This window comes from Hahella sp. CCB-MM4, from assembly GCF_002260525.1.
In the GTDB taxonomy this organism is placed as follows: domain Bacteria; phylum Pseudomonadota; class Gammaproteobacteria; order Pseudomonadales; family Oleiphilaceae; genus Hahella.
On record NZ_MRYI01000016.1, the window covers coordinates 134,003 to 156,731 of the forward strand.

Below are 22,729 nucleotides of genomic sequence, written 5' to 3' on the forward strand. Positions count from 1 at the left end.
AAGGTCTAATTTCAATTCCAGAAGAGGAAATTGACACTGGTAGGTGCTCAATAAATAACCTGAAACAAAAATAAAAAGGGTCGAAAACATGCACAACACAGTCGTACACAATGACGGCACTACGCTGCCCGCCGATCATATCCCCAGGCATGCCAGCTATCCCGAATACGCTTCCCACCAGGACGCCGTGCAGGATTTTCTCTCCGATTCCAACCGCTTCTGGCTATCACAGAGTCAGCGTATTCAGTGGTATCAGGCGCCCCAGGAAGGTGTTTCCCAGGATGAGAATGGCTTTTACCGATGGTTTGCCGATGGTGAACTGAATACCTGTTATCTGGCTCTCGATTATCAGATCGAGCAGGGACGGGGAGCTCAGGTGGCGATGTACTACGATTCGCCGGTCACCGGTCAGAAAACCTCCTATACCTATTCTGAACTGCGCGATGAAGTCGCCCGATTTGCCGGTGCTCTAAGGGCGAAAGGTGCCGAGAAGGGGGACCGAGTCGTCATTTATATGCCCATGGTGCCGGAGGCCGCGATTGCGATGCTGGCCTGTGCGCGTATTGGTGCGATTCACTCCGTGGTATTCGGTGGCTTTGCCGCCAACGAGCTGGCTGTCCGTATTGATGACGCGGAACCCAAGCTGATTCTGTCCGCTTCCTGCGGCATTGAAGTGGCCAAGGTCATTCCCTACAAACCATTGTTGGATGCTGCCATTGAACAGGCTGAGCACAAACCACAGGCCTGCATAATTTTGCAGCGTCCCCAGGTACAGGCCGATATGGTCGCCGGCCGTGATTTTGACTGGCTTGAGTTAGCCGGGTCTGCGGAACCCGTTGATCCTGTGCCACTTAAAGCCACTGATCCCTTGTACATCCTCTATACCTCCGGAACGACCGGAAAGCCCAAAGGCGTGGTGCGGGACAACGGTGGTCATGCGGTTGCCATGCATTACAGCATGGACGTGGTGTATGGAATGAAGCCAGGACAGGTCTACTGGGCCGCTTCTGATGTGGGCTGGGTGGTGGGCCATTCCTATATTGTTTATGCCCCTCTGATCTATGGCTGCACAACGATTTTTTATGAAGGTAAGCCGGTCAAAACCCCGGATGCCGGTGCCTTCTGGCGAGTGGTGCAGGAGTATGGTGTTAATGCCTTATTCACTGCTCCCACTGCATTTCGAGCCATCAAGAAGGAAGATCCTGAGGCCCGATTGTTGAAGGAGTATGACGTCTCTTCCCTGCAGAAACTCTTTCTTGCCGGTGAGCGCTTGGATCCACCCACTTATCAATGGCTGAAGGACCAAACCGGGTTACCTGTGCTGGATCACTGGTGGCAGACAGAAACCGGCTGGGCTATTGCCTGCAATCCTGTCGGTATTGAATCCCTGGAGACCAAGCCGGGCTCTGCGACGAAGCCCACACCCGGTTTTCTGGTGGAAATCTTGGATGTGGACGGCAAGCCGTGTCCGGCGAACGAGCAGGGGGCTGTGGCGGTTAAACTACCTCTTCCTCCCGGATGTCTGCCCACGATCTGGCGCAACCCGGAGCGTTTCAAGGCGGGTTATCTCAGTTCCTATGAAGGTTATTACGTCTCTGGAGACGGCGGTTATTTTGATGAAGACGGCTATCTGTTCATCATGGGGCGCACCGATGATGTGATCAATGTGGCTGGCCACCGACTCTCGACTGGGGAGATGGAAGAGATTGTGGCGGCACATCCTGCAGTGGCAGAGTGTGCAGTTTTTGCCGTCAACGATGAACTTAAAGGTCAGCGGCCCATTGGACTCGTGGTGCTCAAGGACGGCTACAATATTGCGCAGGACACTTTACAGAGTGAGTTGATCTCATCGGTTCGTCAGCAGATAGGGGCGATTGCCTGCTTTAACGAGGCGATTATCGTTAACCGTCTGCCGAAGACCCGTTCTGGGAAAATTCTGCGTAAAACGCTGAGACAGATTGCGAATGGGGAAGAATATCAGGTCCCATCGACGATCGATGATCCTGCAATTCTTCAGGAAATTTCTGAGGTTTTATAAGGGATTCTGAGGTTTTATTAAGGGATAGGCGACAGGACAATCTCCGGTGAAGCCCGGAGATTGTCCGTTTGACACCACTTAGTGGTGATGTCCGCCAGGCCCATGTACGTGGCCGTGTTCGATTTCTTCCGGCTCTGCATCCCGGACATCCAGAACTTCCAGCTCGAATGTCAGTGTCTTGCCGGCAAACGGATGGTTAGTATCGATATCAACCATGGAGTGGCCGACTTTTTTCACGGTCACCAGATGCACACCGTTATCGGATTTAACCGGAACGGTATCCCCGACTTTATAACGACCGGCATGTTTCAGGTATTTCTTTGAAATACGCTTGATGGAATCCTCAGCAGGAACGCCATAGGCTTTTTCCGGAGGCAGGGTAACATCAAACTTATCGCCGGCGTTCTTGCCTTCAAGTGCTTCTTCAAGACCTGCCAGGACATTATCGTGTCCGTGGAGATAGGTCACCGGCTCGTCGTCGTAAGTGGTTTCCAGCTGTTCTCCGCTGGTGTCTTTCAGGATGTAGTTGAACTGTACAACCTTGTCTTTTGTTATCGACATATCAGATGTCCTGTGGAATGACTAAAAAAATCTGCCGGATTTTAACCTAAATGACACATATTGGCAGTGGTTTCGTTGCCATTTGTGTCCCATTTACCTATCCGGCTTCAGAGACGCCCTTGATTCGATTGACCAGACCCGACACCAGACTCACCACCATCAAAGTAATGCCGCCTGCGACGATTCCTCCCAAGGCTCCCAGCAGAGATGGCGTGACAAACTCCAGCAGACCGCCGATAGCGGGTACACCGGCAACGGATTCTCCTGCAGCATGGAGCAAATGTTCGGCGCCGGGAATTCCATGCATCAAAATGCCGCCACCTACCAGGAACATGGCCGCAGTACCCACAACGGAAAGTGTCTTCATCAGTTTTGGCGCCAGAGCCAGAATGACCTTGCCGATGCTGTATTTGGTTTTACTCCAGCCGTCCTCTCCCGTACTTTGCATCAGGTACAGCCCGGCGTCATCGAGCTTGACGATGCCGGCCACCAGTCCGTAAACACCGAGCGTCATGACCAGTGCGATCGTCGACACCACGGCCACCTGATAGCCGAAGGCATACTCCTGAACTGTCCCCAGGGCGATGACGATGATCTCGGCAGAGAGAATCATGTCGGTACGAATGGCACCTTTAATCTTCTTCTTTTCGTAGGCCACCATATCCACTTCCGGTGAGGCGATGGCGTCAACCATCTCCTGATGATGTTTTTCATCTTCGGAATGGTCGTGGAAGAACTTGTGAGCCAGTTTTTCAAAGCCCTCAAAACACAAAAATAATCCCCCCAACATCAACAGCGGTGTAATCAACCAGGGAATTGTGGCGCTGATGGCCAGGGCGGCGGGAACCAGAAACAGCTTATTTTTCAGCGAGCCTTTGGTGACAGCCCAAACTACGGGCAATTCGCGATCTGCTCGCACCCCGGTGACTTGCTGGGCATTCAGTGCCAGATCGTCCCCCAGTACACCGGCGGTTTTCTGGGCGGCAACCTTGGTCATTACAGAGACATCGTCGAGAAGGGTGGCGATGTCGTCAATCAGGGCCAGTAGGCTTGAGCCTGCCATGGTAAAAGCTCCTATGAATATAGCCTGTGTTCGATCAGGATGACGGTCATACCTGAAGGTCCCGAACACAGGATGTGAAGGTATCTGGTTTAAAGGTGACGCAGTATAGACACTAACATGGGCTAATGGCTATCTCGTGACTTAGCCTCGTTCAGCGATTCACGGCTTCATAATAAAAAACGCAGCGAATGGGCAGAAGAAATTCTCAAGGATCATTTAGAAATAGAGATCACTTATAAATAATGTCTTTCCTCATAGGAGTCAGTCTCGCTAGTAGCTGGTTTTGAACCGGATGGGGAATCTTGTAGTGATTCATGGCTGTAATCAGAAGATCGACAAGACGATTGAAATCAGACTCGGAGACGTTCATCTTGGTATGTACATCCACCATGCTGTCGCCGGAATACTCGCAAGGGCCACCGCTCACTTCGCAAATCTGCTCACTTAACTTCTCGTGAAAACGATCAAGGTCGGTCTCTTCAAAATACGGCCGTATGACCGGGTCGTCACCAATCTCGTAAATCAACCGGGCCACGATATTTTTAATACCTGCTTCTTCTCCCAGCGACTGATAGAGAGAAGCGTCTCCAGATTGTGTGGCACAAGCTGACAATGATAGGGCCAGAAATAGTGCTGCAACTCGTTTGCTACCTTTAACGGCGGTGATGAACGGTCGGGTCAGAAGAATGTAAATAAAAGACGGCACAGACACGCTCCTACCAAAGATAGCCGGTTATGGAAAGATAGGTGCCGTTCTGATCGTCGGCACCGGCGATATCGCCCAGATCCGCATGGGCTAGAGTGACATTGATATGTTTGTTTGGAAGGTAGGCGATGAATATGTCTATCCAATCCTGTTCTTCGGCAAAGGAAAGGTTATCCGGCTTTTGTCGATATTCCATTCCGACGGCCCATTGGCGACTCAGTAATATCGCCGCGGAAGCCTCTGCCTGAAAGCTGTAGCCGTCTTCCTCGTCACCCCCAAAACCCAGCAGACCCAACTGATTGGCTTTGGTGGCTCTGCCCGCCAGGCTCCAAAGAGCGTTGTAGCCACCGATAGCTCCCAGATGGAGCTTGCTGGCGACGAGGTAGAAGTCAGTGCCGCTGTTGGTATTTTTAGCACCTACGGCATTGGCAATGGCATCGTCCTCCAGCATTTTGTGTTGAAAGCCGACACTGAGCTGGGGCCAGGTGGAGTAAACCAGGTCGCCGGCAATGCGAAATTTAAGGCCTGCAATATCCTGCCGAATTTCTGCACTGGACCTCTTCAGATAAAAGTTCTGATGGGCAAAGCTGATCTCTGCTCGATCATAGAGGTTAATGGCTGCGCCCCAAACATCCAGTCGGTAATCATCCACAGACACGCGGGTAGCAAAAGCCGATACGGCCTGCTCATCCCTGGAGGCATAGCCTGCCAATGTGGCCCAAGGCACAATGCCACCGCCGCCGCTGCCCTCAACCTGGGTGACACCGGGTGTGGCAAGCAGCTTGCCTTCTCCGGCCTGGGCGAGGGAAGTCAGTGAACAAAGTATGATGATGCTGATGACTGTTCGGTATTGACGGTTGATCGCCATGTTTGTCTCAGTATCCCGTTCTGGTCGTTTTGTCCTGGTGAGGCCATGATCCAGGACTGCGGATGGAGAATTGAAAACCGTACTCGAAGCTGCTCAACGATGGCAGTAGCAATCAATGGTGAAAGTAGCTGCTCAACGATGAAAGTAACTATCAATGATGAAAGTAACTGCTCAACGATGACAGTAACTATCAATGGTGAAAATAATAGTCAATGATGAAAATAATCATCAATATAGTAGCCGGTGTCAGTCCCGGCAAACTTTCCTGTTCAGGCTGTAGGGCGGGACTCACTCAATGAAACCTGCTGATCCAGCCAGAGCTGGAAGTCCTCCGGAGGCATTGGCCGGGCCAGATGATAACCCTGAATATAGTCACACCCCATATGCTTGAGTAGGGTCAGTGCCGTTTCCGTTTCGACTCCCTCGGCAATGACCTTAAGTTGGAAGCTGTGTCCCAGGTCAATGGTGGACTGCACGATAATCTGATCACTTTCGGACTGCTCCAGCTGGAGCACAAAACTCTTATCAATTTTCAGTTCCCTGACCGGCATTTGTTTCAGTTTTGAGAGAGATGAGTGACCAATACCATAGTCATCCACCGACAGATGGAAGCCGTGGCGGGTAAAGCGTTCCATCAATAAAACCGCCTTGTCCGCGTCGGACATCATATCCCGCTCGGTCAATTCAAAACTCAGGCAGTCGGGTGTCAGGGCATACTTTTCGAGCTGGCGGCAAACATTGGTGAGCAGTTCTTCCCGTTCCAGATCCTGTGCAGATATGTTGATTGCGATCTGGATATGAATCCCCTTTTGCCGCCATTGGGCAGATTGTTGGATGACGGAAGTGATGACCCAGTCCGTGAGTTGGTCTATCAGGCCGGATTGCTCTGCCAGCCCCACAAACAGCTCAGGAGAGACAAACCGGCGGGTGGGGTGTATCCAGCGGATCAATGCCTCACACTTGTCTATCTGGCCGGTTTTGAGATTTTGTTTCGGCTGGTAGTACATGCACAACTGGCCGTCGTCATTCTTCAGGGCCATTTTCAGGTCGTCGAGTAAGGCGAGGCGGTCCAGGTGAGCCTCTTCTTCACCTTCCTGGTAGTAACACAATTCTTTGCGGGAGGAGCGTGCTTTATCCAGGGCAATGCCCGCCCGTCTCACCAGTTTTTCTGCTGTATCTCCGTCGTTGGGATAACTCGAAATTCCCACGCTGAATGACAGGGATACACGTAGGTTCTCGAACTCCAATGGCACACACAGCTGCTCCAATATTTGTGGTCCAAGTACAAAGGGAGAAGCGCCGGGGGGAACCGGAAGCACCAGGAAGAATTCGTCTGCCCCGGAGCGAGCGGTCAATGGATTGTCTGCCACCAACTGGGTCAGGCGTTCCCCAACGGCACAAAGGCAGCGATCGCCAACTTGGGGACCGAAGGTGTCGTTTACATTCCTGAATCCGTTGATGTTAATGCTGGCAATGACGAAAGAGGCATGTCCGGAACGGATGTTGGCGTTCACCTGTTCCATCAGGCTGGTGCGGTTGAATAAGCCTGTCAGGTGGTCATGGGTAGCTTGGTAGCTGATACGTTGTTCCCGCTGTTTGATGTCGTTGCGCATGGAGACAAAGGCACGAAACAGCGCCTTGATTTCCCGGGTGCGGGAATTGATCGTCGGCAGGTTATGATAATCCCCCCGGGCAATATCCCGGGCGACCCGTTCCAGGTCTGCCAATGGACCGGCCAGGTTGCGTGACAGAAAGGCACTACCAAAGATAGCCAGGATCAATGTGGACAGAGTAATCACAAAAATCGTGTCCCGGAGTCTGTCGAAGTCTTCGTAAGCTCTCTCCAGATTTACTGTCAGGACGGCCTCAATCCTATGCCCCTCATAGCTGGTAATAGGCTGGTGCTTGGAAGTAAAGGACTGATGTTTCAGGAAGGGCAACCTGAACGTCATATCCACCGCGTCGGATGCCATTAACGCCTCGTCCCTGACCGACTCATTCAGGGTGCTGACAAGGACATTCCTGTGGCCGGCCGACATATCGACAAAGGAGACATTGAGACTACTCAGTTGCAGGAGCTGTTGAGCCAGATCCAGATCCAGGCGAAACCCTATGCCGGTTAATGCCACAGGAACAGGCGCTCGTACCGGAAGCAGTATAATCTGGTATAGCTGCTTGTTGTTGACGACAAATGACGCCGCGCCGCCGTTGGTCAGGGCATCCTCAAGCATCTGTCTGGGCTCGAAGTAGGTGCCGGGAGTGATGCCGCTTTCCCCGTAGGCGGCTTTCATTTCTCCGTCCAGGCCGATCAGCAGCATCAGGTCGGCATCAATCCTTGCGCCGTGGTTTTCCAGAACACTCTCTATGGTTCCCCGGTCATTTGAGGCCACCGCCTGTTTGAAACCGAAATCGGAGGTCAATACTTCCGCGGAAGCGATTAGCTGGTTCTGGCGCTCATTGAGTAGCTGATTGAATACTTTGACCGCTCGATTAATGTCTTGTGAAACCTGTCGCTGGGTATAGGTGGCCGTGGATATCCAGACGGTGATCAGGACCGTCATCGAGACGGCGCAGACCAGCAGAGTGGTCAGCAACAGTATTTGTGATCCCAGCCGGTTAACTCCCACGGGTTCCGCCCTTTATTTATGGTGAGCCGAATTTCATGAATTTGTTACGGACATCCTTACTATTTTCGGTTTTCTGTGCAGGTGTTTTGATTACTACGGGCAGCTGCAGGCGATAGATGGACTGTCCATCTTTTGATGTTTCAGTTTTTAGCTGGCTTTTCTTCAACAAGAGCCTGGTCTGGCCATCCAGTGAGAGCTGTTCATGCCAGAGCCGGACAGAGTCAAACTCCATAGGTGCCTGAATGTCCGTTTCTCCGTTTTGGTCGGAAATTCCGGTGTATCCGGTTTCTCCAATGTAAATATACCCCACCATGTGATCGTGAATATTGCACCCGAGGACGACCACTCCTGTTTTGTCGAAAGGTACCGGATCGCCGGGAGTGCCCGCGTAAAGCCTGATTTCGAATGGTTTGGGAGGAGAAAAGGAATATACATGGTGGCGGATCTGGTCGCTGTTGGGGAACGACACGGATTGACCTTTAGTGATCGTTAGCACGTGTGGAGCAAAGGACTTGTTGATCTGGTCCATCCTGGCTGGTTCCAGTGCCGGATGGCTGTGGTCGGAAGAGACTAGTTCCACCACAGCATTCTCAACCGGCTGGTTGTTTTGATCAACCACCAGGAAGCGGATTGAATTCGTCTCCTCTGCGGCGACGATTCCTGATGCAAACATCCGGGACATCATGAAGCCCGCAGTGAAGCAGATCAGGCAAACGAGTAGTTTTCTAGGCATTTGGAAACATCTATTAGCCAGTGAATCAGGTAGGTCGTTGCCGACACTATCCCCAATAGCAAGTACCTTATTTCCAATAAACAGCTATTTGTTACCAGTAAAAAGTAGCTCTTATCAGTAATGAAGACGCTTTTATCCGTAAGAAGAAGCCTGTCACCAATAAAAGTGCCCTGTTACCAATAAATAAGCACCTTTGGAGTATAGCAAAGGCCGTTCTGGCCATTGTGATAATTCGTAAAAGGGGGCCCATATGGGGGAGCCCCTATCACCCGAACGTGTGATTCCGATCGTCGACTGGCAGATTAATCTATCGGCCTTGCAGTACTGCTTCGCTGTTTGAAGCTTGAGACCATATAAAAACAAACAAGGAATCAATGGATGAAAACATTAACTGCTGCTGTTGTGGCCTGGCTGCTGGCGCTATCACTTACCGCACAGGCTGGAAACTCTTCTACGCGCTACCCCATTGTCATGGTTGGCGGCGCCACTTCTTTCGATACCTTTGATCTTGGGCTGTTCGAAATCGACTATTGGTATGGCATCACTGATGCGCTGAGACGGGACGGCGCAGAGGTCTATGTCACCAATCTAAGCGGACTGCAGTCCAATGAAGTCCGCGGGGATGAACTGATTGATGATGTTCAGGCCATTCTGACCCTCACCGGTGCCGAAAAGGTTAACCTGATCGCCCACAGCCAGGGAGCATTGGCTTCCCGCTATGTGGCAGCCGTCATGCCTGATCGCATTGCCTCTGTGACCACTGTGGCCGGTATGAACCGGGGGACGCATATCTCTCCCTGGAGCAGATCGGTGGTGGAAGATCTGGGGATTACTTCCGGAAGCACGGCGGAACAACTGCTTGAAGTATTTGTCGGCCTGATTTTCACCTTTGGCTGGGAAGGCGGTAGTGCAGCTGGCACTGATGGTGACTACAACAGCCCGACCCGCAAATGGCAGTCGTTCCTGGCTTTGGAGGCTGCCACCAACCCTGAGAATGTCGAACTGTTTAATCAGCAATACCCTGCCGGGTTACCCAGTGAAAACTGCATGCTGGTCAACGGTGGGCAGCGTGGTGATGTTGCGGATTCCTCCAATACGGTTGTGAACGGAGTGCACTATTACTCCATCGGAGCGAAGTCCAACGCGGATTTCACGACCTTCTGGGAAATTTTTGATCCCGTTTACTGGCTGATTACCGGAACCCTGAATGCCGCTGTAGTGCCGAAGTTCGACAAGCAGTACCAGTGGGATGGGTTGGTTCCCCAATGTGGTCACAAATTGGGTGACTTTGTGGGCAACTACTACATGAGCCACTTTGATGCGATTGGCCACTTTGCTGGTATTACGCCGTCATTTGTAAAAAGCCTCTATACCACCCAGGCCAACCGTCTGAAAAACGCAGATCTCTGATCTGCGACATTTCAGGTCTAAGAACTAAGAGATCCTGGTCTACGAACTTAGAGATTCTGATCTACGAACTTAGAGTTTCTGATCTACGAAATAAGAGAAAAGATATGGCTGCTAAGTTTCTCCACCACTATTCTCGTCTTCCACGCTGTCGGCTGTGCAGTGGAGGGCTAGTCTGCTGTGTGGTGGAGAAGCCAGCCTGAACCATAATGGCTGGAGTACAAGATGAGGTCTTCTGAAGTTCATCACAATCTGATGCTCACCGCTGTGATTGGGCTGATAGGTGTGGGTGTGGTCGCAATTCTGATGCTGAACACGTTCATTTCTCCTGATGCCGCTGGTACGGGACCCGTCATCGAAGCGGAGGCTGCTGATAACTCAGGGAGTGTTGTCGGAGCTATCGCCGTTCAACACGCCCAAGTGAATGCTTCTTCGCAAGCGACTGGAAAGGAAGTGCAAGAACTGCCTGTGCCAAGAATTCTGAAGGGGACCAGGCCGCCCGAAGGCTTGGTCGTGGATCCTCAGGGGCACCTATTGGTGACCTTCGAATTTCGTGAACTTATGGATTACTTCACTCAGTTGATCGGCGTAGAGGGAGTCCCCCATGAGATGGCCTTGGCATTAGCTCAACAGCACTTTCGCCATGAACTGAGTGAGCCGGCTCTATCAGAGGCATTGGAAATTCTGGATCGATACTGGCAGTACACAGAATCTGTTAATGGTGCGCAGAATCTTCCGGAGATAAAGGAGGCCAAGGCGAACTTTGATGGTCACTATGCTATGGACGCCGTGGCATCAGTCGAGAAATTCCGTGAGGAGCGGAGCAATATCCAGCAGGCACTTTTCACCCCTGAAGAGATTGATGCGTTTTTCGCTGACGAACAGCGCTATGACAGATTTATGTTGGAACAGATTCGAATCAGCCAGTCTGATCTGGATGATGATCAGCGGAAAGTGTTGCAGGCCAATAATCAACAAACGTTAAGCACCGAGCAACTGCATGCACGTCAGCAGACTCAGATCATTGAACGATACAAGAACCTGGTGAAAGAGGAACAGTTGCAACCGGGAATGGGTAATTGGTACCAGGAGGTTTCCCAGGAAATGGGAAATGATGTGGCAGAAAAGCTGTTGCAGGTGGAAAGGGAAAAACAAAACTGGGCCGAAAAGAAAGCAGCTTACCAGTCCCGTAAAGATCAATTGCTTGGAGCGGGTCTGTCCGAGCAGGACTTGAATCAGCAGTTGGATATGCTGATGGTGGCCGATCTAGGGTTTTCCGAGTTTGAACTGCGGCGTATGCAGGCGATAGAAGGCCGTCTTCCCAATTAGACGTGTCCTTCAATGAGCGACTTTGGCGCTGGCTGGGGGACACGGCATCAGTGTGGCGTTAGGGGAAGCACCACCCTGACTTCAGCGCCAGTCTGATTCGAATCTGTGGCAGTTTGAGGACGGTTACCGATTTGCAATTCACCCCCATGGGCTTTGCATATCAGCTTACAAAGATACAGGCCCATACCACTGCCGTGGTGATGGCGACGGGCCTTGTCAGCTCTGAAGAACGGTTCGCCGATATGCTGCAAGTCTTCTGCCTGAAATCCTGGCCCCTGGTCAGTCATAGTGACTACCAGGTTCTGCTCTGACATTTTCCATTCCACTTTAACTGGCAGGCCGTCACTGTATATCAGCGCATTCTGTATCAGGTTACGGAACAGAATTTTTAATCGGACGGGATCGCCTGTCACGGTGACCTCAGGGCTTGGTTGTAGCTCAATGAGCCTTTTCTGTTCGGTTGGAAAGTCACTATAACTGTCCTGTATGACTTTGCTCACTGCAATCGCCTGGAAGTTCAGGCGGGAGTGATTCCCTTCCAACTGTTCGCCTTCCATGATGTCGCTGATGATCTTCTCCATAACACGGCAATCATTAATTATCCCCTCACGATTATCAGATTCTGGCAACAGCTCTCCAGCCATCCGTAATCGGGTCAGGGGAGACCTGAGCTCATGGCTCAGGGCAATGAGTAATTGGTGCTTGGCATCCAGCATTCTTTTGATCTGGTGAGACATGCTGTTAAACGTGGATGTCAGAACTCCCAGTTCATCCATCCTTTTCACTGCGACTTCCACCTCCAGATTGCCTTCACGGACCTCCTCAGCGGCGGAGGTTAAAGTATGAATAGGTCTTAGCAAGGCCTTGACGTAGTGAAAGCACGCAAAGATGACAAGGATGATCAGCCCCAGTGAGATCAGGGTGCCGGATGTAAGAAAGTTAAAGCCATGGATAGGCCGGTCGTAGAATAGAATCGTTCCCTCGGGCGTTTTGCGTGATATGGCAAAATAGCTCCGTCGGCGCCCGGTTTTCAGGTCTGGATCCGGGGTGTCGTTCCAGGAAATTTCCGTTGGGTCAAAGGGTGGTGGTGCCGGAGTCCAGTGACCATCCTGTGATTGAATGCTCACTTGTGTCTTGGTTCTCTCAGCAAGATAGTCTGCCTGTTGCTTGGTAAAAGGAGGGCCTATATCGCTGGTGATCGTGGCGACATAGTCCACCAACATGTCCCGCCAGCGCATCTGAATATGCTCCTCTGCCGAGAACCGGAATGCCCCGATCACCAGAATGACCAGAAGAAAACCGGTCAACAGAAATGTCAGTGTCAGGCGAACACTGAGGCTATGCAATCCTTTTCGACGACGGCAGGTTTGGGTTGATGTTTCCGGTGTAGGTTCTCTGTTCATGGGTGAAGGGTGCCTGTTCATGCGTGAAAGATGCCTGTTCATGCCAGTGCCTCACCAGTGAATCGATAACCGCTGCCCCATACTGTCGTGATAAACATCCGCTTGGATTTCATCTTGAGCTTCTGCCGCAAGCGGCTGACCGTAATATCCACAGATCTTGAGAAGAGTTCCACCTCCGTGCCCCGGAGCTCATTCATAATGTCATCCCGGGAAAACACCTTACCGGGAGAGGAAGCAAAGAGATGTAACAGGCGAAACTCCGACGTGGTGAGCTTCACAGGAAGACCTTCCACCGCGACTTCCTGAGTAAGGGGCTGAATGGTGATTCCTTTGAACTTCAATGTCTGATCTGGGTTTTTAGAGTCATTGCGTTCTGCCGCCCGTCCGAGTCTGCGAATAATGGTTTGAATCCGCGCCACCAGCTCCCGAGGTTCGAAAGGCTTGGGAAGATAATCATCGGCACCAAGTTCCAGTCCTACTACACGATCGGTAACATCCCCCCTGGCTGTGAGCATGATGATCGGTATATCCCACTTTTCGCGTATGCGACGACACACCTGAAAACCATCTTCTTCGGGCAGCATGATATCGAGAATGATCGCATCCAGTGGCTGCTCTCCGGCCATCTGCTCATTAATCTTCCTATAGGCATCAGAAGGTGCGGCCGCATGCAGCATCTGCCATTGATAGCCGTCCAGGTATTGCTTCAGCAACCTGGCCAGATTGATATCGTCGTCGATTAAAAGCACGTTCATGATCGCATCATAGCCAGACTATTTTTCCAGTCCATATCGGATTCACGTCCAATTTTTATTATTTAATAGAAAAGCGATAAAAAACATAAGGGTAGGGTGTTACAAAGTGATACAGCCTGATACTCCGGTGAAAGGAATCAGGCACCGATCATTCCTAAGATGGCATCACTGGCTCAACCAGGAGCCGGATTGTTTATTTAAAGGAGATCGTTATGAAACACGTCGCAATGTTGAAGAAACCCCTGATCTGGATGTCATCCATCTTTTTTGCTCTTACCCTGGTGGCGTGCCGCCATGGTGAAGAAGGACGAATGGATTATCTGGCAGAAAAAGTCAGTGATAAGCTTGAGTTTAACCAACAGCAGGACGAACAATGGAAACAGTTGTTGGGAGACGTCAAACAGATTCGCGATTCTATGCGTGAAAAGCACGAATCCACCCGCACCATGGTAATAGAAGAACTGAAATCCGACCAACTTGATGAAGCCAAGCTACTTATGGCCCTGGAGCAACATCAACAAACCATCAATGAAAGTTTCAGAACACTTCTGCCCAAGATCAACGAACTCCACGCGACCCTGACACCCGAACAGAAAGACAAACTGGTCGCCTGGTTGGAAAAACACCACGAGCGTGGGAATGGTTTTATGCATTGAGCCGCTAATCTCAAACCCTTTCCATACGCCTTGCTGCATAGAGCAGGGCGTTTTGTCTCTAAAAGGCTTTCTTTCGGGGGAAGCTAAAGCATTGAAGTCCTGCTTATTCCGAAGCTTTCTCCTGAATCGGGTGATACGCACCAACTGCTGCAGCATCCAATATTTCATCCAGTTTCCCGGATTGCCGTAACTTTTTCAGCCCCTGATTAAAGGAGTTTAAAAGCTTCTCTGCTATGGGAGAGGCTTTGGATATGAGCATATAATAACTTGTCTCACGAAATGGATGGGTGGTGGTGAGAAGGTTGATTTGTTTGGATGGGAAATATCGATTCAGTACTTCATAACCTACTTCCAATTCGATCGGAAATAGATCAATCCGGTCAGCAAGGAGCAGTTTAAAATTTTGCTCGTCCGAGCGTACGCGGACGACATTAAGCACTTTATCTTTTTCTAATTGGGTGAATTCAGGGCCGTAAAAATAGCCAATGGTTCCGCCAATTTTATACCCTTTTAATTCTTTCAGTTTTTCCCAGTTGAATGTTTTGTCGCGCCGGTTAAAAAATACTGTTCTGAGTTTTATTACAGGGTCGCTATACAGGAAGAAAGCCTCTCGATCGGCGCTGCGGGTCCAAACAATGCTGGCATCCCACCTACCGCTCTTGGAAAACTCTAACGATCGTACCCACGGGAAGAAACCATACTCGACGTCTAACCCTTCCAGCTTGAGCGCTTCAGTGACGATATGAGAGGCAACACCATAATGGTTATATTGCTCTGACATATAAGGTGGCCATTCACCATTGGTAATACGTACTGTTTCAGCCCATGCCGGCGCTAAAGCAAGCGACAGTAAAATCAGGAAAGCTGTAACAGTACGCATAGGTCAATCGCCGCGAAGGTCTCTGTATGCTACCACTTCAATTAGGTTTGTATGCACCTTCAACACTATCGCTCATCATCTGATCATAGAGCCCGGAAGCTTTGATCTTTGCCAGTCCGGCATTGAATTTGTCTATGAGTTCCTTACCTCCAGGGTACTTTTTGGACAGGAGCATATAGTACTCGGTTTCTCTGAAGGGCCTTGAGTGGGCTATTTTTGCCGCTTGCTCAGGAGGTAATTCGTTGGCAATCAACTCATAACCTACCTGCAGTTCTGAAGGGAACAAATCTATGCGTCCACCGACGAGCTTCTTGAGATTAATGAGGTCTGTTTCTACACGGGTGACGTTCAGGCCATGGCTTTCTTCCAGTTTGGTAAACTCGTCCCCGTAGTTATATCCAATCGTTGCCCCTATGTTGAATTTTTTGAGATCGGACAGTTGGTTCCAATCAATGGTTCTTCCCTTCACATGGAAAAACACCGACTGAAGTGAAAACACTGGCTGACTGAAATAAAAGTCAGCCTCCCGCTCGTCGTTGTGTGACCAAACTACGGTAGCAGCCCATTTGTCTCCGTCTTTGGCCAGATTAAAGGCGCGTGCCCAAGGGAAAAAGCCATATTCCACAGACACTCCCGAAGCTTTAAAGGCTTCTGTCACAATGTGGGATGCCAAACCGAAGTGTTTGTATTTCTCTGAAAGAAATGGCGGCCATTCACCATTGGTTATTTTGATAGTTTCAGCGGTCGCTGTAGTGGTAACCAGGTTCATGACGAGTAACAAAGCATAGATAACGATCTTTATCTTGTTCGACATTGTTCAGCCCCATTATGATGAGTGGCTCTGAATAAGCGCCTTCTTGATGACAGAATTTCCTAACCTTAGGAACATCAACTCCTTTGATGTGGTTAATATTTGATCAGTATAGACGATATTTTGTCGCCACAATGATGCGTGGGCTCCTTCATTGTCGGAGGTGTATTTATAATGTTGCTTCGGTTTCAATAATTAGGGCCAGGGTTTAATGATTCTCGCAGTAGATGTTCAATACTCAAACGACACTGCATTTGTCGCAGGGGTGATGTTTAGCGACTGGAGGGCTGAATCTCCTGGTAAAGAATACGTCAGCGTCCTCCACCAGATTGAGGACTACGAACCCGGCAAATTCTATAAGAGAGAGCTACCTTGTATTCTCAAATTGCTCGAAGAGCATGATCTCCATCCTGCAACGATCGTTGTGGACGGTTATGTCTTTCTAGACGGCTACCAGCGGCCAGGATTGGGAAAGTACCTTTTCGATTCGCTGAACGGGCAAGTTGAAGTGATTGGAGTTGCTAAAAAAGCTTTTGCCGGTATTGGTCAGGAGCATGAAATATATCGGGGTGAAAGCAGCAAACCTCTTTATGTCACGACGTCTGGAGAATTGAATGCTGCTAAAGAAAAAATTTCTCTGATGTTTGGCCAGAATCGAATTCCAGTACTTTTGAAACGGGTTGACCAGTTGTGTCGGGCTGCTGCACAGGAGCAAACGTTTGGAGAGTCCCGTTGAGATGCAAACTTTCCAAACAACAACCTATCTATAGGGCTGGGCTAGTTCCCATTGGCACTCTGTATCAGATTAGCCAATTCATTTATTAGGAAGTGAGAGAGGCTATAAAAAAGTCTTTTCTTCAGAAATACTGCCTGAATCCAAACAAGGTGCTACGGAATACTATCAAGATGAAAGTTCTTTTTGCTGTATTTTCCATACTCTTCTCCCATGCAGTATTTGCCGGAAAATGGGTTGAAGTAAAAGGTGGAGTTGTGCCTCTGGAAGTGGATACGGCTATTTTGGAGGAAAAGCTCTGGGAGTATGTTGCAGCCCACTCTGATCAAAACTTCCCGCCGTAGGAAAGCTATACCTACCAATATCAGGCAATCAATGACCATGAAATCAGAATAAATGCGATGTGTCGTACTAGTAGTGATAGAGATCTTTCTGAAGGGTTTATTGGTTATGCAGACGGTGGACCATGCTATTTTCGAGCAACCTATGATTTTCAACTAAATGCTTTTGTATGGCTTTTGGTGAATGGAATTGCATAAATGCCAGAGGCCCTAGGATCGTCGCAGGAGAAATAATAGACAAATTCGCTGCATGCTAGACAAATAGGGACTTTCGCAATGTTATCCCCAGGTTTGTCCACGAAATTTGTGGATAACGCGAGCTTAGTATGGGGGAGAATAAAGTAATTATGATGCCCTAATGTGAAGGTTCCGTGGCAAGTTACTCTAATGTGCCTGGTGTATTTTCTCATCCAATGGTTTATCCAACAGTAGATGGGGTCTGGCCATGGGAGGATACGGCCACTGATGAACCATAAATTGAAGTTGATGGTCGTCAACTCTGATTCCAGAAACATAGGAAGTTAAAACTAATGAAGAATATAACCGCCGAACTTATATCAACGGCGGAGAACGTGTGGAAAACTCTGCCGAGAATAAGGATTAGACAAAATTGATAGAAAGGCACATCAGTAATTAGACGCTCACGATCGACCCAGGAGAAATAATAGACAATTTTCCTGCATGCTAGACAAACAGGGGGATTCACGATGTTATCCCCAGGTTTGTCCACGAAATTTGTGGATAACGCGGGCTTGGTATGGGGGGAGAATAAAATAATTATGATGTTCTAATGTGAAAGTTCCATTGCAAGACACTCTAATGTGCCCGAAGAGTTTTTTCGTTTCCTCATCCACTGTTTTGTCCAACATTATCAGTAATCAGACACTCACGATCGTCGCAGGAGAAATAATAAACAATTTCGCTGCATGCTAGACAAATAGGGCCTTTCACAATGTTATCCCCAAGTTTGTCCACGAAATTTGTGGATAACACGAGCTTAGTATGGGGGGAGAATAAAGTAATTATGATGCCCTAATGTGAACGTTCCGTTGCAAGATCCTCGAATGCGCCCGAAAATTTTTTTATTTCCCCATCCACTGGTTTATCCAGCATTAGATGGGGTCTGGCCATGGGAGGATACGGCCACCGATGAACCATAAATTGAAGTTGATGGTCATCAACGCTGATTCGAGAAACATAGGAAGTTAAAACTAATGAAGAATATAGCCGCCTTATCAGAATTTCTGCTTCAACTGGATGCCTTAAAATCTGTTAACCGCCGAACTTATATCAACGGCGGAGAGCGTGTGGAAAACTCTGCCGAACACTCCTGGCATTTGGCTATGGCATGCTGGGCATTCGCAGAATATCTGCAGGACGATTTTGATGTTCTGAAGCTTATCAAATTGGCATTGATACATGATCTAGGTGAGATCGGTGCGGGAGATACGTTTCTGTATAGTGCCGACAGGGGAGATGCCCATGTTGAGGAAAGAAAGTGTGTAGAAGAACTCGCTTCAGATCCCGGTAACCCGTTAGGAATGCTCGTAGATCTCTGGGACGAGCAGGAAAATGGAACGAGCAAAGAGGCAAGACTGTTGAAAGTGATCGATCGGCTTTTACCTTTCCTCCACAATATTTCCAGTGAAGGTCGAGCGTGGCGGGATAATGGTATTTGTAAGAGCCAGGTTTTGAAAATGCATCAGTTTATCGAGTTGGAATATCCTGAAATCCATCAGTGGTTTCTTTCAAAACTTGAGCATGCAGTAGAACAGGGATGGTTACGGGAAGGTTAGTTCCCTGTTTCTCATTCTGTTTCTTCTAGTTTCTTGATCATAAGCAAAGCCTGTTAAAGCATGGAATAAAGAATAACCAGAATTGATAGATAGGCACATCAGTAATCAGACATTCACGATCGTCGCAGGAGAAATAATAGACAAATTCGCTGCATGCTAGACAAATAGGGCCTTTCACGATGTTATCCCCAGGTTTGTCCACGAAATTTGTGGATAACGCGAGCTTAGTATGGGGGGAGGATAAGCTAATTATGATGTCCTAATGTGAAGGTTCCGTGGCAAGTTACTCTAATGTGCCTGGTGTATTTTCTCATCCGATGGTTTATCCAACAGTAGATGGGGTCTGGCCATGGGAGGATACGGCCACTGATGAACCATAAATTGAGGTTGATGGTCATCAACTCTGATTCCAGAAACTTAGGAAGTTAAAACTAATGAAGAATATAACCGCCGAACTTATATCAACGGCGGAGAACGTGTGGAAAACTCTGCCGAGAATAAATATTAGCCAAAATTGATAGAAAGGCACATCAGTAATTAGACACTCACGATCGACTCAGGAGAAATAATAGACAATTTTCCTGCATGCTAGACAAATAGGGCCTTTCACAATGTTATCCCCAGGTTTGTCCACGAAATTTGTGGATAACGCGGGCTTGGTATGGGGGGAGAATAAAGTAATTATGATGTCCTAATGTGAAGGTTCCGTGGCAAGATACTCTAGTGTGCCCGGTGTGTTTTTTTATTTCCCCATCCACTGGTTTATCCAACAGTAGATGGGGGCTGGCCTTGGGAGGAGCAGACGATAGTTTTTAGAAGCTGCAGCCAAGTCTGCAAGGCCAGGTAGAGTGGTAGACTCAAAGCATCCATGGGTGTGCTTTAGGGTGTCGTATCGGTAAATCCGACACCTTGCTCACGCATAAGCCTCACTTGATTCTCCACTTCCACAGTACTGAGCAGCCTGGAGTCAATGAAGTAAAGCCAGTCGATATCCTGCTGATAAACACGTTCGGCCGATGAAGAGATTAATCCGCCATTGATAAACCATAAATTGAAATTGATGGACATGGCGGTTTCGGGATAGTACTTACCACTGTGGCTTGCACGTAGATGTCCATCAACATAGTAACGAACAGTGTCATCATCGACCTGGATCACCAGTGTGTGCCAGCCTGAATGGTCGGTCACCTCCGCGTTGTGAATATTGTCAGCTATCCACGGGTCGGCCTGATAAGTCTCCCAGGTTGTCATGAACATGGTAGGGCTGGACTGTCCCCAACCGCCATTCCCCAGATATTCAAAATCCATCTCGCTATAAAGCGGATCCATCGGGTAGTTCAATGAGGTGATGGTGTAGAAGGTTTCGTTGATTTGATCGCCGTCGGGTCCGCTTACGGGAGTATTGCTGAAACGCATGCGCGTGGCATAGGTGCCTTTGATATGTTTTTTGTTGTGAGTCACTTCTGAGTGTATATTCGGCCCGTTGACCCCCTGACTCGAGGCGCGCATCCGCATCAGAGAATTCCCGTTATTATTTTCCGGAACAAAAGTGACATAGTCCGGTGACCATGTTGCTCCGCTGACCCCTGGGCCGCCCCCACCAGACCGAATGCTCCAGTTGTTGCCCTGCATTTCTGAGCGGTTGCTGTAACTGAAGTCGTCAAACAATACGCCGGAATCAATGGGATCATCCGTAGGAGTATCTGCCTCGACGATTCCATAGGGTGGAGGGAGTGTTTCACAGGAATTACGACCAACACAATCGGCACCGTTTTGATTTCCCCACCCGACATCAATGTGCGTGCACAAGGGAAACTGGGTTCCCCACCAATTACAGGACGTTGCATCGGCAGAGGAGCTGCTGGAGTTAATCACGCCATTAGGAGGAGTCAGCGTTGCACAAGTATTGCGGCCCACACAATCCACGCCGTTTTGCCAGCCCCAGCCATCTGTTATATGTGTGCAAAGAGCGTATCGGGTTCCATGCCAGTTGCAGGTATCCGCGAGCAAATCGCCAGAGTAGGTGAGCGCTCCGAGTCCAATAACTCCCAGTATCCTCTTGAGGCAACCTGTGTTTGTAAGATTGAACCAATGTGCATTATTGAGAATGTGAGAGAGAGGGCTATATATTTTTGTGACGCGTCTGAATGAACTTGATGGCATTGGCGGTCCCCTTGAATTGTATTGGATGAACCCGGAGCAGCCGCATACATTGACGATGTTAAAAGCGACATAGCCAGCCTTTTTGGCTGATAGCTCCGTTAGCTTCTTTTGCTGGGTAACCGGTGGAAGGAGAAAGTTTCACTTGAATGTCGGATTGTCAGATGTAGGTTTGCTTTAATGGCCAAGCAGCCGATACAGATGCTGTTAATCTGATAGAAGTCCAATATGATATTGAGCTGATCGAGGACTACTTTGAAGGGTAGGCTCATCAATAATCAGACACTCACGATTGTCTCAGGAGAAATAATAGACAATTTCGCTGCATGGTAGACAAATAGGGCCTTTCACGAAGTTATCCCCAGGTTTGTCCACGAAATTTGTGGATAACGCGAGCTTGGTATGGGGGAGAATAAAGTAATGATGATGTCCTAATGTGAAAGTTCCATTGCAAGAAACTCATATGTGTCCGGTGAATTTTCTATATTCCACATCCACATCCACATCCACATCCACATCCACATCCAAATCCAAATCCAAATCCAAATCCACAGACAACTCTTAGCGCTTTTGGTTCCGACAAAAGCTTATTCCTGCTTGGATATTCTATTTCCGTCAGGGAATCGATGGCCCACAGATTATCATCAATGCGCCTTTGCGAATGTTGCGATTCTTGTCTATAGAACATGGGGGAAATGGATGGCTAGTTGTGTGTGGTATAAGCCAAATCCAGTAGCGACCAAGCGTTCAACCATAGGTTCTGAACGTCTTCGGGGATTTTCTCTATCGTGCTGTAGTGCTCTGTTCGCTGTCAGGGATGGCATTATGAGTATTGTAATTTTTATCGAGTTACATAGTAGATGTAATACCAGGAACTAGGTGAAATATCAGGCGAAGCCTTAGTCTGAAATATACCCTCGTCATACTATTCATAAACTCACAGGGAACTTGAGATGAATAAATTAAACGCCATTCTATACCTGTCAGCTTTCATAGCGGCAGGGTGTGCCGCTCAATCTCCACGTCAACAGGATGTCTCAGTCGATTGCCTAAGTAGTAAAGTTTCGAATCAGCGTGCGTTTGTAGAATTAAAGTGTGTTTCATCATCGATTGATTTTGAAAAAGACATCAACTCCCATGAAGGTGTGGAGCTGAAGGATAAACAGAAATGGTTTGAGGTGGTTGAAGGAACGATTCCTGTCGTTATTTCTGCTCCACATGCAACCAGACCGCTAAGAAACGGAGAAAGAAGATTTTCCGATGGGGCGGGGACGGCAGCTCTGGCAATCGCTATCGGACAAATAACCGGTGCGACAGTTATTTATACTACCTATGAGGGACCATCCGACCCCAATTACTATGATGACAATCAATACAAGGAATCATTGGATTCCATCATTAAGGATCTGAAGCCGAAATTTTTACTTGATCTGCATGGAAGCCATCCATACCGATCCTATGATATTGATTTGGGCACTATGGGTGGGGAATCCTTACTAGGTCACGATGAACTGTTGTCTGACTTGATCTCGCACCTACAGGCTGAAGGTGTCAGCAGTATCTCGTTAAATCGATTCGCAGCCTCAAAAAACCACACCATAACCAAGTTTGCATCATTAAAAAACGTGCCAGCGATACAACTGGAGATCAATGCCAATTGGGTTTCTCCATCTGCGGGTGATATTAATGCCCAAAGGTATTCGCTGCTAGTTCAGGCGTTGTCCCGATTTGTTAGGGAGACTCTGAATAACTCCCCAAATCAGTCATAATACGGCCAAGCTAACTCATCAGGAATACTTTCCATGGAACAGATGACCTTCTCCGAAGCCGAATACCAGAATAAGAAGCGTAAAACCCGTCGG

Annotated in this window: 19 protein-coding genes; 8 read left to right on the top strand and 11 right to left on the bottom strand. The window is 48.8% G+C overall.

The window, feature by feature from the left end; translation table 11 throughout:
- Window positions 1-88: 88 nt before the first annotated feature.
- Window positions 89-2,038, top strand: a complete 1,950-nt coding sequence (locus BTA51_RS22660; RefSeq protein WP_094711365.1) for a propionyl-CoA synthetase — start codon at window positions 89-91, stop codon at window positions 2,036-2,038.
- Window positions 2,039-2,116: 78 nt separating this feature from the next.
- Here the strand turns inward: BTA51_RS22660 and BTA51_RS22665 are convergent, their stop codons facing one another.
- From BTA51_RS22665 to BTA51_RS22690, 6 genes are all read right to left on the bottom strand, one after another.
- Window positions 2,117-2,599: a peptidylprolyl isomerase gene (locus BTA51_RS22665; protein WP_094711366.1), complete on the bottom strand. Its 483-nt coding sequence runs from the start codon at window positions 2,597-2,599 to the stop codon at window positions 2,117-2,119.
- Between the two features lie 97 nt (window positions 2,600-2,696).
- Window positions 2,697-3,662, bottom strand: coding sequence for a DUF808 domain-containing protein (locus tag BTA51_RS22670; RefSeq protein WP_094711367.1), 966 nt, complete (start codon window positions 3,660-3,662; stop codon window positions 2,697-2,699).
- Window positions 3,663-3,891: 229 nt separating this feature from the next.
- Complete coding sequence (locus tag BTA51_RS22675) at window positions 3,892-4,368, bottom strand: group 1 truncated hemoglobin (RefSeq protein ID WP_246841141.1); 477 nt, start codon at window positions 4,366-4,368, stop codon at window positions 3,892-3,894.
- A gap of 10 nt (window positions 4,369-4,378) precedes the next feature.
- Window positions 4,379-5,236 (bottom strand): DUF3034 family protein, encoded by an 858-nt coding sequence (locus tag BTA51_RS22680; RefSeq protein WP_094711368.1) that lies wholly within the window; start codon window positions 5,234-5,236, stop codon window positions 4,379-4,381.
- A 269-nt stretch (window positions 5,237-5,505) separates the two neighbouring features.
- Window positions 5,506-7,863: an EAL domain-containing protein gene (locus tag BTA51_RS22685; protein WP_094711369.1), complete on the bottom strand. Its 2,358-nt coding sequence runs from the start codon at window positions 7,861-7,863 to the stop codon at window positions 5,506-5,508.
- 16 nt (window positions 7,864-7,879) lie between these two features.
- Window positions 7,880-8,596 carry a methylamine utilization protein gene (locus tag BTA51_RS22690; RefSeq protein WP_141215652.1) on the bottom strand — a complete coding sequence of 239 codons (717 nt, stop codon included), beginning with the start codon at window positions 8,594-8,596 and terminating at the stop codon, window positions 7,880-7,882.
- A 378-nt stretch (window positions 8,597-8,974) separates the two neighbouring features.
- On the opposite strand from BTA51_RS22690, the gene BTA51_RS22695 reads away from it, so the two are divergent.
- Both BTA51_RS22695 and BTA51_RS22700 read left to right on the top strand, forming a co-directional pair.
- Window positions 8,975-10,006, top strand: coding sequence for a triacylglycerol lipase (locus tag BTA51_RS22695; protein WP_094711371.1), 1,032 nt, complete (start codon window positions 8,975-8,977; stop codon window positions 10,004-10,006).
- A gap of 222 nt (window positions 10,007-10,228) precedes the next feature.
- Window positions 10,229-11,332 carry a lipase secretion chaperone gene (locus BTA51_RS22700; RefSeq protein ID WP_094711372.1) on the top strand — a complete coding sequence of 368 codons (1,104 nt, stop codon included), beginning with the start codon at window positions 10,229-10,231 and terminating at the stop codon, window positions 11,330-11,332.
- Between the two features lie 47 nt (window positions 11,333-11,379).
- Here the strand turns inward: BTA51_RS22700 and BTA51_RS22705 are convergent, their stop codons facing one another.
- Together BTA51_RS22705 and BTA51_RS22710 are read right to left on the bottom strand one after the other, a co-directional pair.
- Window positions 11,380-12,735: a cell wall metabolism sensor histidine kinase WalK gene (locus BTA51_RS22705; RefSeq protein ID WP_168188262.1), complete on the bottom strand. Its 1,356-nt coding sequence runs from the start codon at window positions 12,733-12,735 to the stop codon at window positions 11,380-11,382.
- Window positions 12,736-12,773: 38 nt separating this feature from the next.
- Complete coding sequence (locus BTA51_RS22710) at window positions 12,774-13,490, bottom strand: response regulator transcription factor (RefSeq protein ID WP_094711374.1); 717 nt, start codon at window positions 13,488-13,490, stop codon at window positions 12,774-12,776.
- A gap of 212 nt (window positions 13,491-13,702) precedes the next feature.
- Between BTA51_RS22710 and BTA51_RS22715 the strand changes: the two genes are divergently transcribed.
- On the top strand, window positions 13,703-14,146 hold the full coding sequence (locus tag BTA51_RS22715) for a Spy/CpxP family protein refolding chaperone (protein ID WP_094711375.1): 444 nt from the start codon (window positions 13,703-13,705) through the stop codon (window positions 14,144-14,146).
- Window positions 14,147-14,249: 103 nt separating this feature from the next.
- Here the strand turns inward: BTA51_RS22715 and BTA51_RS22720 are convergent, their stop codons facing one another.
- Together BTA51_RS22720 and BTA51_RS22725 are read right to left on the bottom strand one after the other, a co-directional pair.
- The gene (locus tag BTA51_RS22720; protein ID WP_094711376.1) at window positions 14,250-15,026 is read right to left on the bottom strand and encodes an ABC transporter substrate-binding protein; all 777 of its coding nucleotides are present in this window, start codon (window positions 15,024-15,026) and stop codon (window positions 14,250-14,252) included.
- 37 nt (window positions 15,027-15,063) lie between these two features.
- Window positions 15,064-15,840, bottom strand: coding sequence for an ABC transporter substrate-binding protein (locus BTA51_RS22725; RefSeq protein ID WP_094711377.1), 777 nt, complete (start codon window positions 15,838-15,840; stop codon window positions 15,064-15,066).
- 208 nt (window positions 15,841-16,048) lie between these two features.
- On the opposite strand from BTA51_RS22725, the gene BTA51_RS22730 reads away from it, so the two are divergent.
- The 3 genes from BTA51_RS22730 to BTA51_RS22735 all read left to right on the top strand — a co-directional run bounded on the left by BTA51_RS22730 (window position 16,049) and on the right by BTA51_RS22735 (window position 18,707).
- A complete protein-coding gene (locus BTA51_RS22730; protein ID WP_094711378.1) occupies window positions 16,049-16,573 on the top strand; it encodes an endonuclease V in 525 nt (174 codons plus the stop codon).
- A 170-nt stretch (window positions 16,574-16,743) separates the two neighbouring features.
- A complete protein-coding gene (locus BTA51_RS30270) occupies window positions 16,744-16,914 on the top strand; it encodes a hypothetical protein (protein ID WP_168188263.1) in 171 nt (56 codons plus the stop codon).
- A gap of 1,211 nt (window positions 16,915-18,125) precedes the next feature.
- Window positions 18,126-18,707 carry an HD family hydrolase gene (locus BTA51_RS22735; protein WP_094711379.1) on the top strand — a complete coding sequence of 194 codons (582 nt, stop codon included), beginning with the start codon at window positions 18,126-18,128 and terminating at the stop codon, window positions 18,705-18,707.
- A gap of 879 nt (window positions 18,708-19,586) precedes the next feature.
- Here BTA51_RS22735 and BTA51_RS22740 read toward each other — a convergent pair.
- Window positions 19,587-20,870 (bottom strand): family 16 glycosylhydrolase, encoded by a 1,284-nt coding sequence (locus BTA51_RS22740; RefSeq protein WP_141215653.1) that lies wholly within the window; start codon window positions 20,868-20,870, stop codon window positions 19,587-19,589.
- Window positions 20,871-21,820: 950 nt separating this feature from the next.
- Between BTA51_RS22740 and BTA51_RS22745 the strand changes: the two genes are divergently transcribed.
- Window positions 21,821-22,636, top strand: a complete 816-nt coding sequence (locus BTA51_RS22745) for a hypothetical protein (RefSeq protein WP_094711381.1) — start codon at window positions 21,821-21,823, stop codon at window positions 22,634-22,636.
- Window positions 22,637-22,729: the final 93 nt, after the last annotated feature.

Coding starts and splice junctions, on each gene's coding strand:
- BTA51_RS22660 (WP_094711365.1), top strand. CDS start 89: ATGCACAACACAGTCGTACACAATGACGGCACTACGCTGCCCGCCGAT.
- BTA51_RS22665 (WP_094711366.1), bottom strand. CDS start 2,599: ATGTCGATAACAAAAGACAAGGTTGTACAGTTCAACTACATCCTGAAA.
- BTA51_RS22670 (WP_094711367.1), bottom strand. CDS start 3,662: ATGGCAGGCTCAAGCCTACTGGCCCTGATTGACGACATCGCCACCCTT.
- BTA51_RS22680 (WP_094711368.1), bottom strand. CDS start 5,236: ATGGCGATCAACCGTCAATACCGAACAGTCATCAGCATCATCATACTT.
- BTA51_RS22690 (WP_141215652.1), bottom strand. CDS start 8,596: ATGCCTAGAAAACTACTCGTTTGCCTGATCTGCTTCACTGCGGGCTTC.
- BTA51_RS22695 (WP_094711371.1), top strand. CDS start 8,975: ATGAAAACATTAACTGCTGCTGTTGTGGCCTGGCTGCTGGCGCTATCA.
- BTA51_RS22700 (WP_094711372.1), top strand. CDS start 10,229: ATGAGGTCTTCTGAAGTTCATCACAATCTGATGCTCACCGCTGTGATT.
- BTA51_RS22705 (WP_168188262.1), bottom strand. CDS start 12,735: ATGAACAGAGAACCTACACCGGAAACATCAACCCAAACCTGCCGTCGT.
- BTA51_RS22710 (WP_094711374.1), bottom strand. CDS start 13,490: ATGAACGTGCTTTTAATCGACGACGATATCAATCTGGCCAGGTTGCTG.
- BTA51_RS22715 (WP_094711375.1), top strand. CDS start 13,703: ATGAAACACGTCGCAATGTTGAAGAAACCCCTGATCTGGATGTCATCC.
- BTA51_RS22720 (WP_094711376.1), bottom strand. CDS start 15,026: ATGCGTACTGTTACAGCTTTCCTGATTTTACTGTCGCTTGCTTTAGCG.
- BTA51_RS22725 (WP_094711377.1), bottom strand. CDS start 15,840: ATGTCGAACAAGATAAAGATCGTTATCTATGCTTTGTTACTCGTCATG.
- BTA51_RS22730 (WP_094711378.1), top strand. CDS start 16,049: ATGATTCTCGCAGTAGATGTTCAATACTCAAACGACACTGCATTTGTC.
- BTA51_RS30270 (WP_168188263.1), top strand. CDS start 16,744: ATGAAAGTTCTTTTTGCTGTATTTTCCATACTCTTCTCCCATGCAGTA.
- BTA51_RS22735 (WP_094711379.1), top strand. CDS start 18,126: ATGAAGAATATAGCCGCCTTATCAGAATTTCTGCTTCAACTGGATGCC.
- BTA51_RS22740 (WP_141215653.1), bottom strand. CDS start 20,870: ATGCCATCAAGTTCATTCAGACGCGTCACAAAAATATATAGCCCTCTC.
- BTA51_RS22745 (WP_094711381.1), top strand. CDS start 21,821: ATGAATAAATTAAACGCCATTCTATACCTGTCAGCTTTCATAGCGGCA.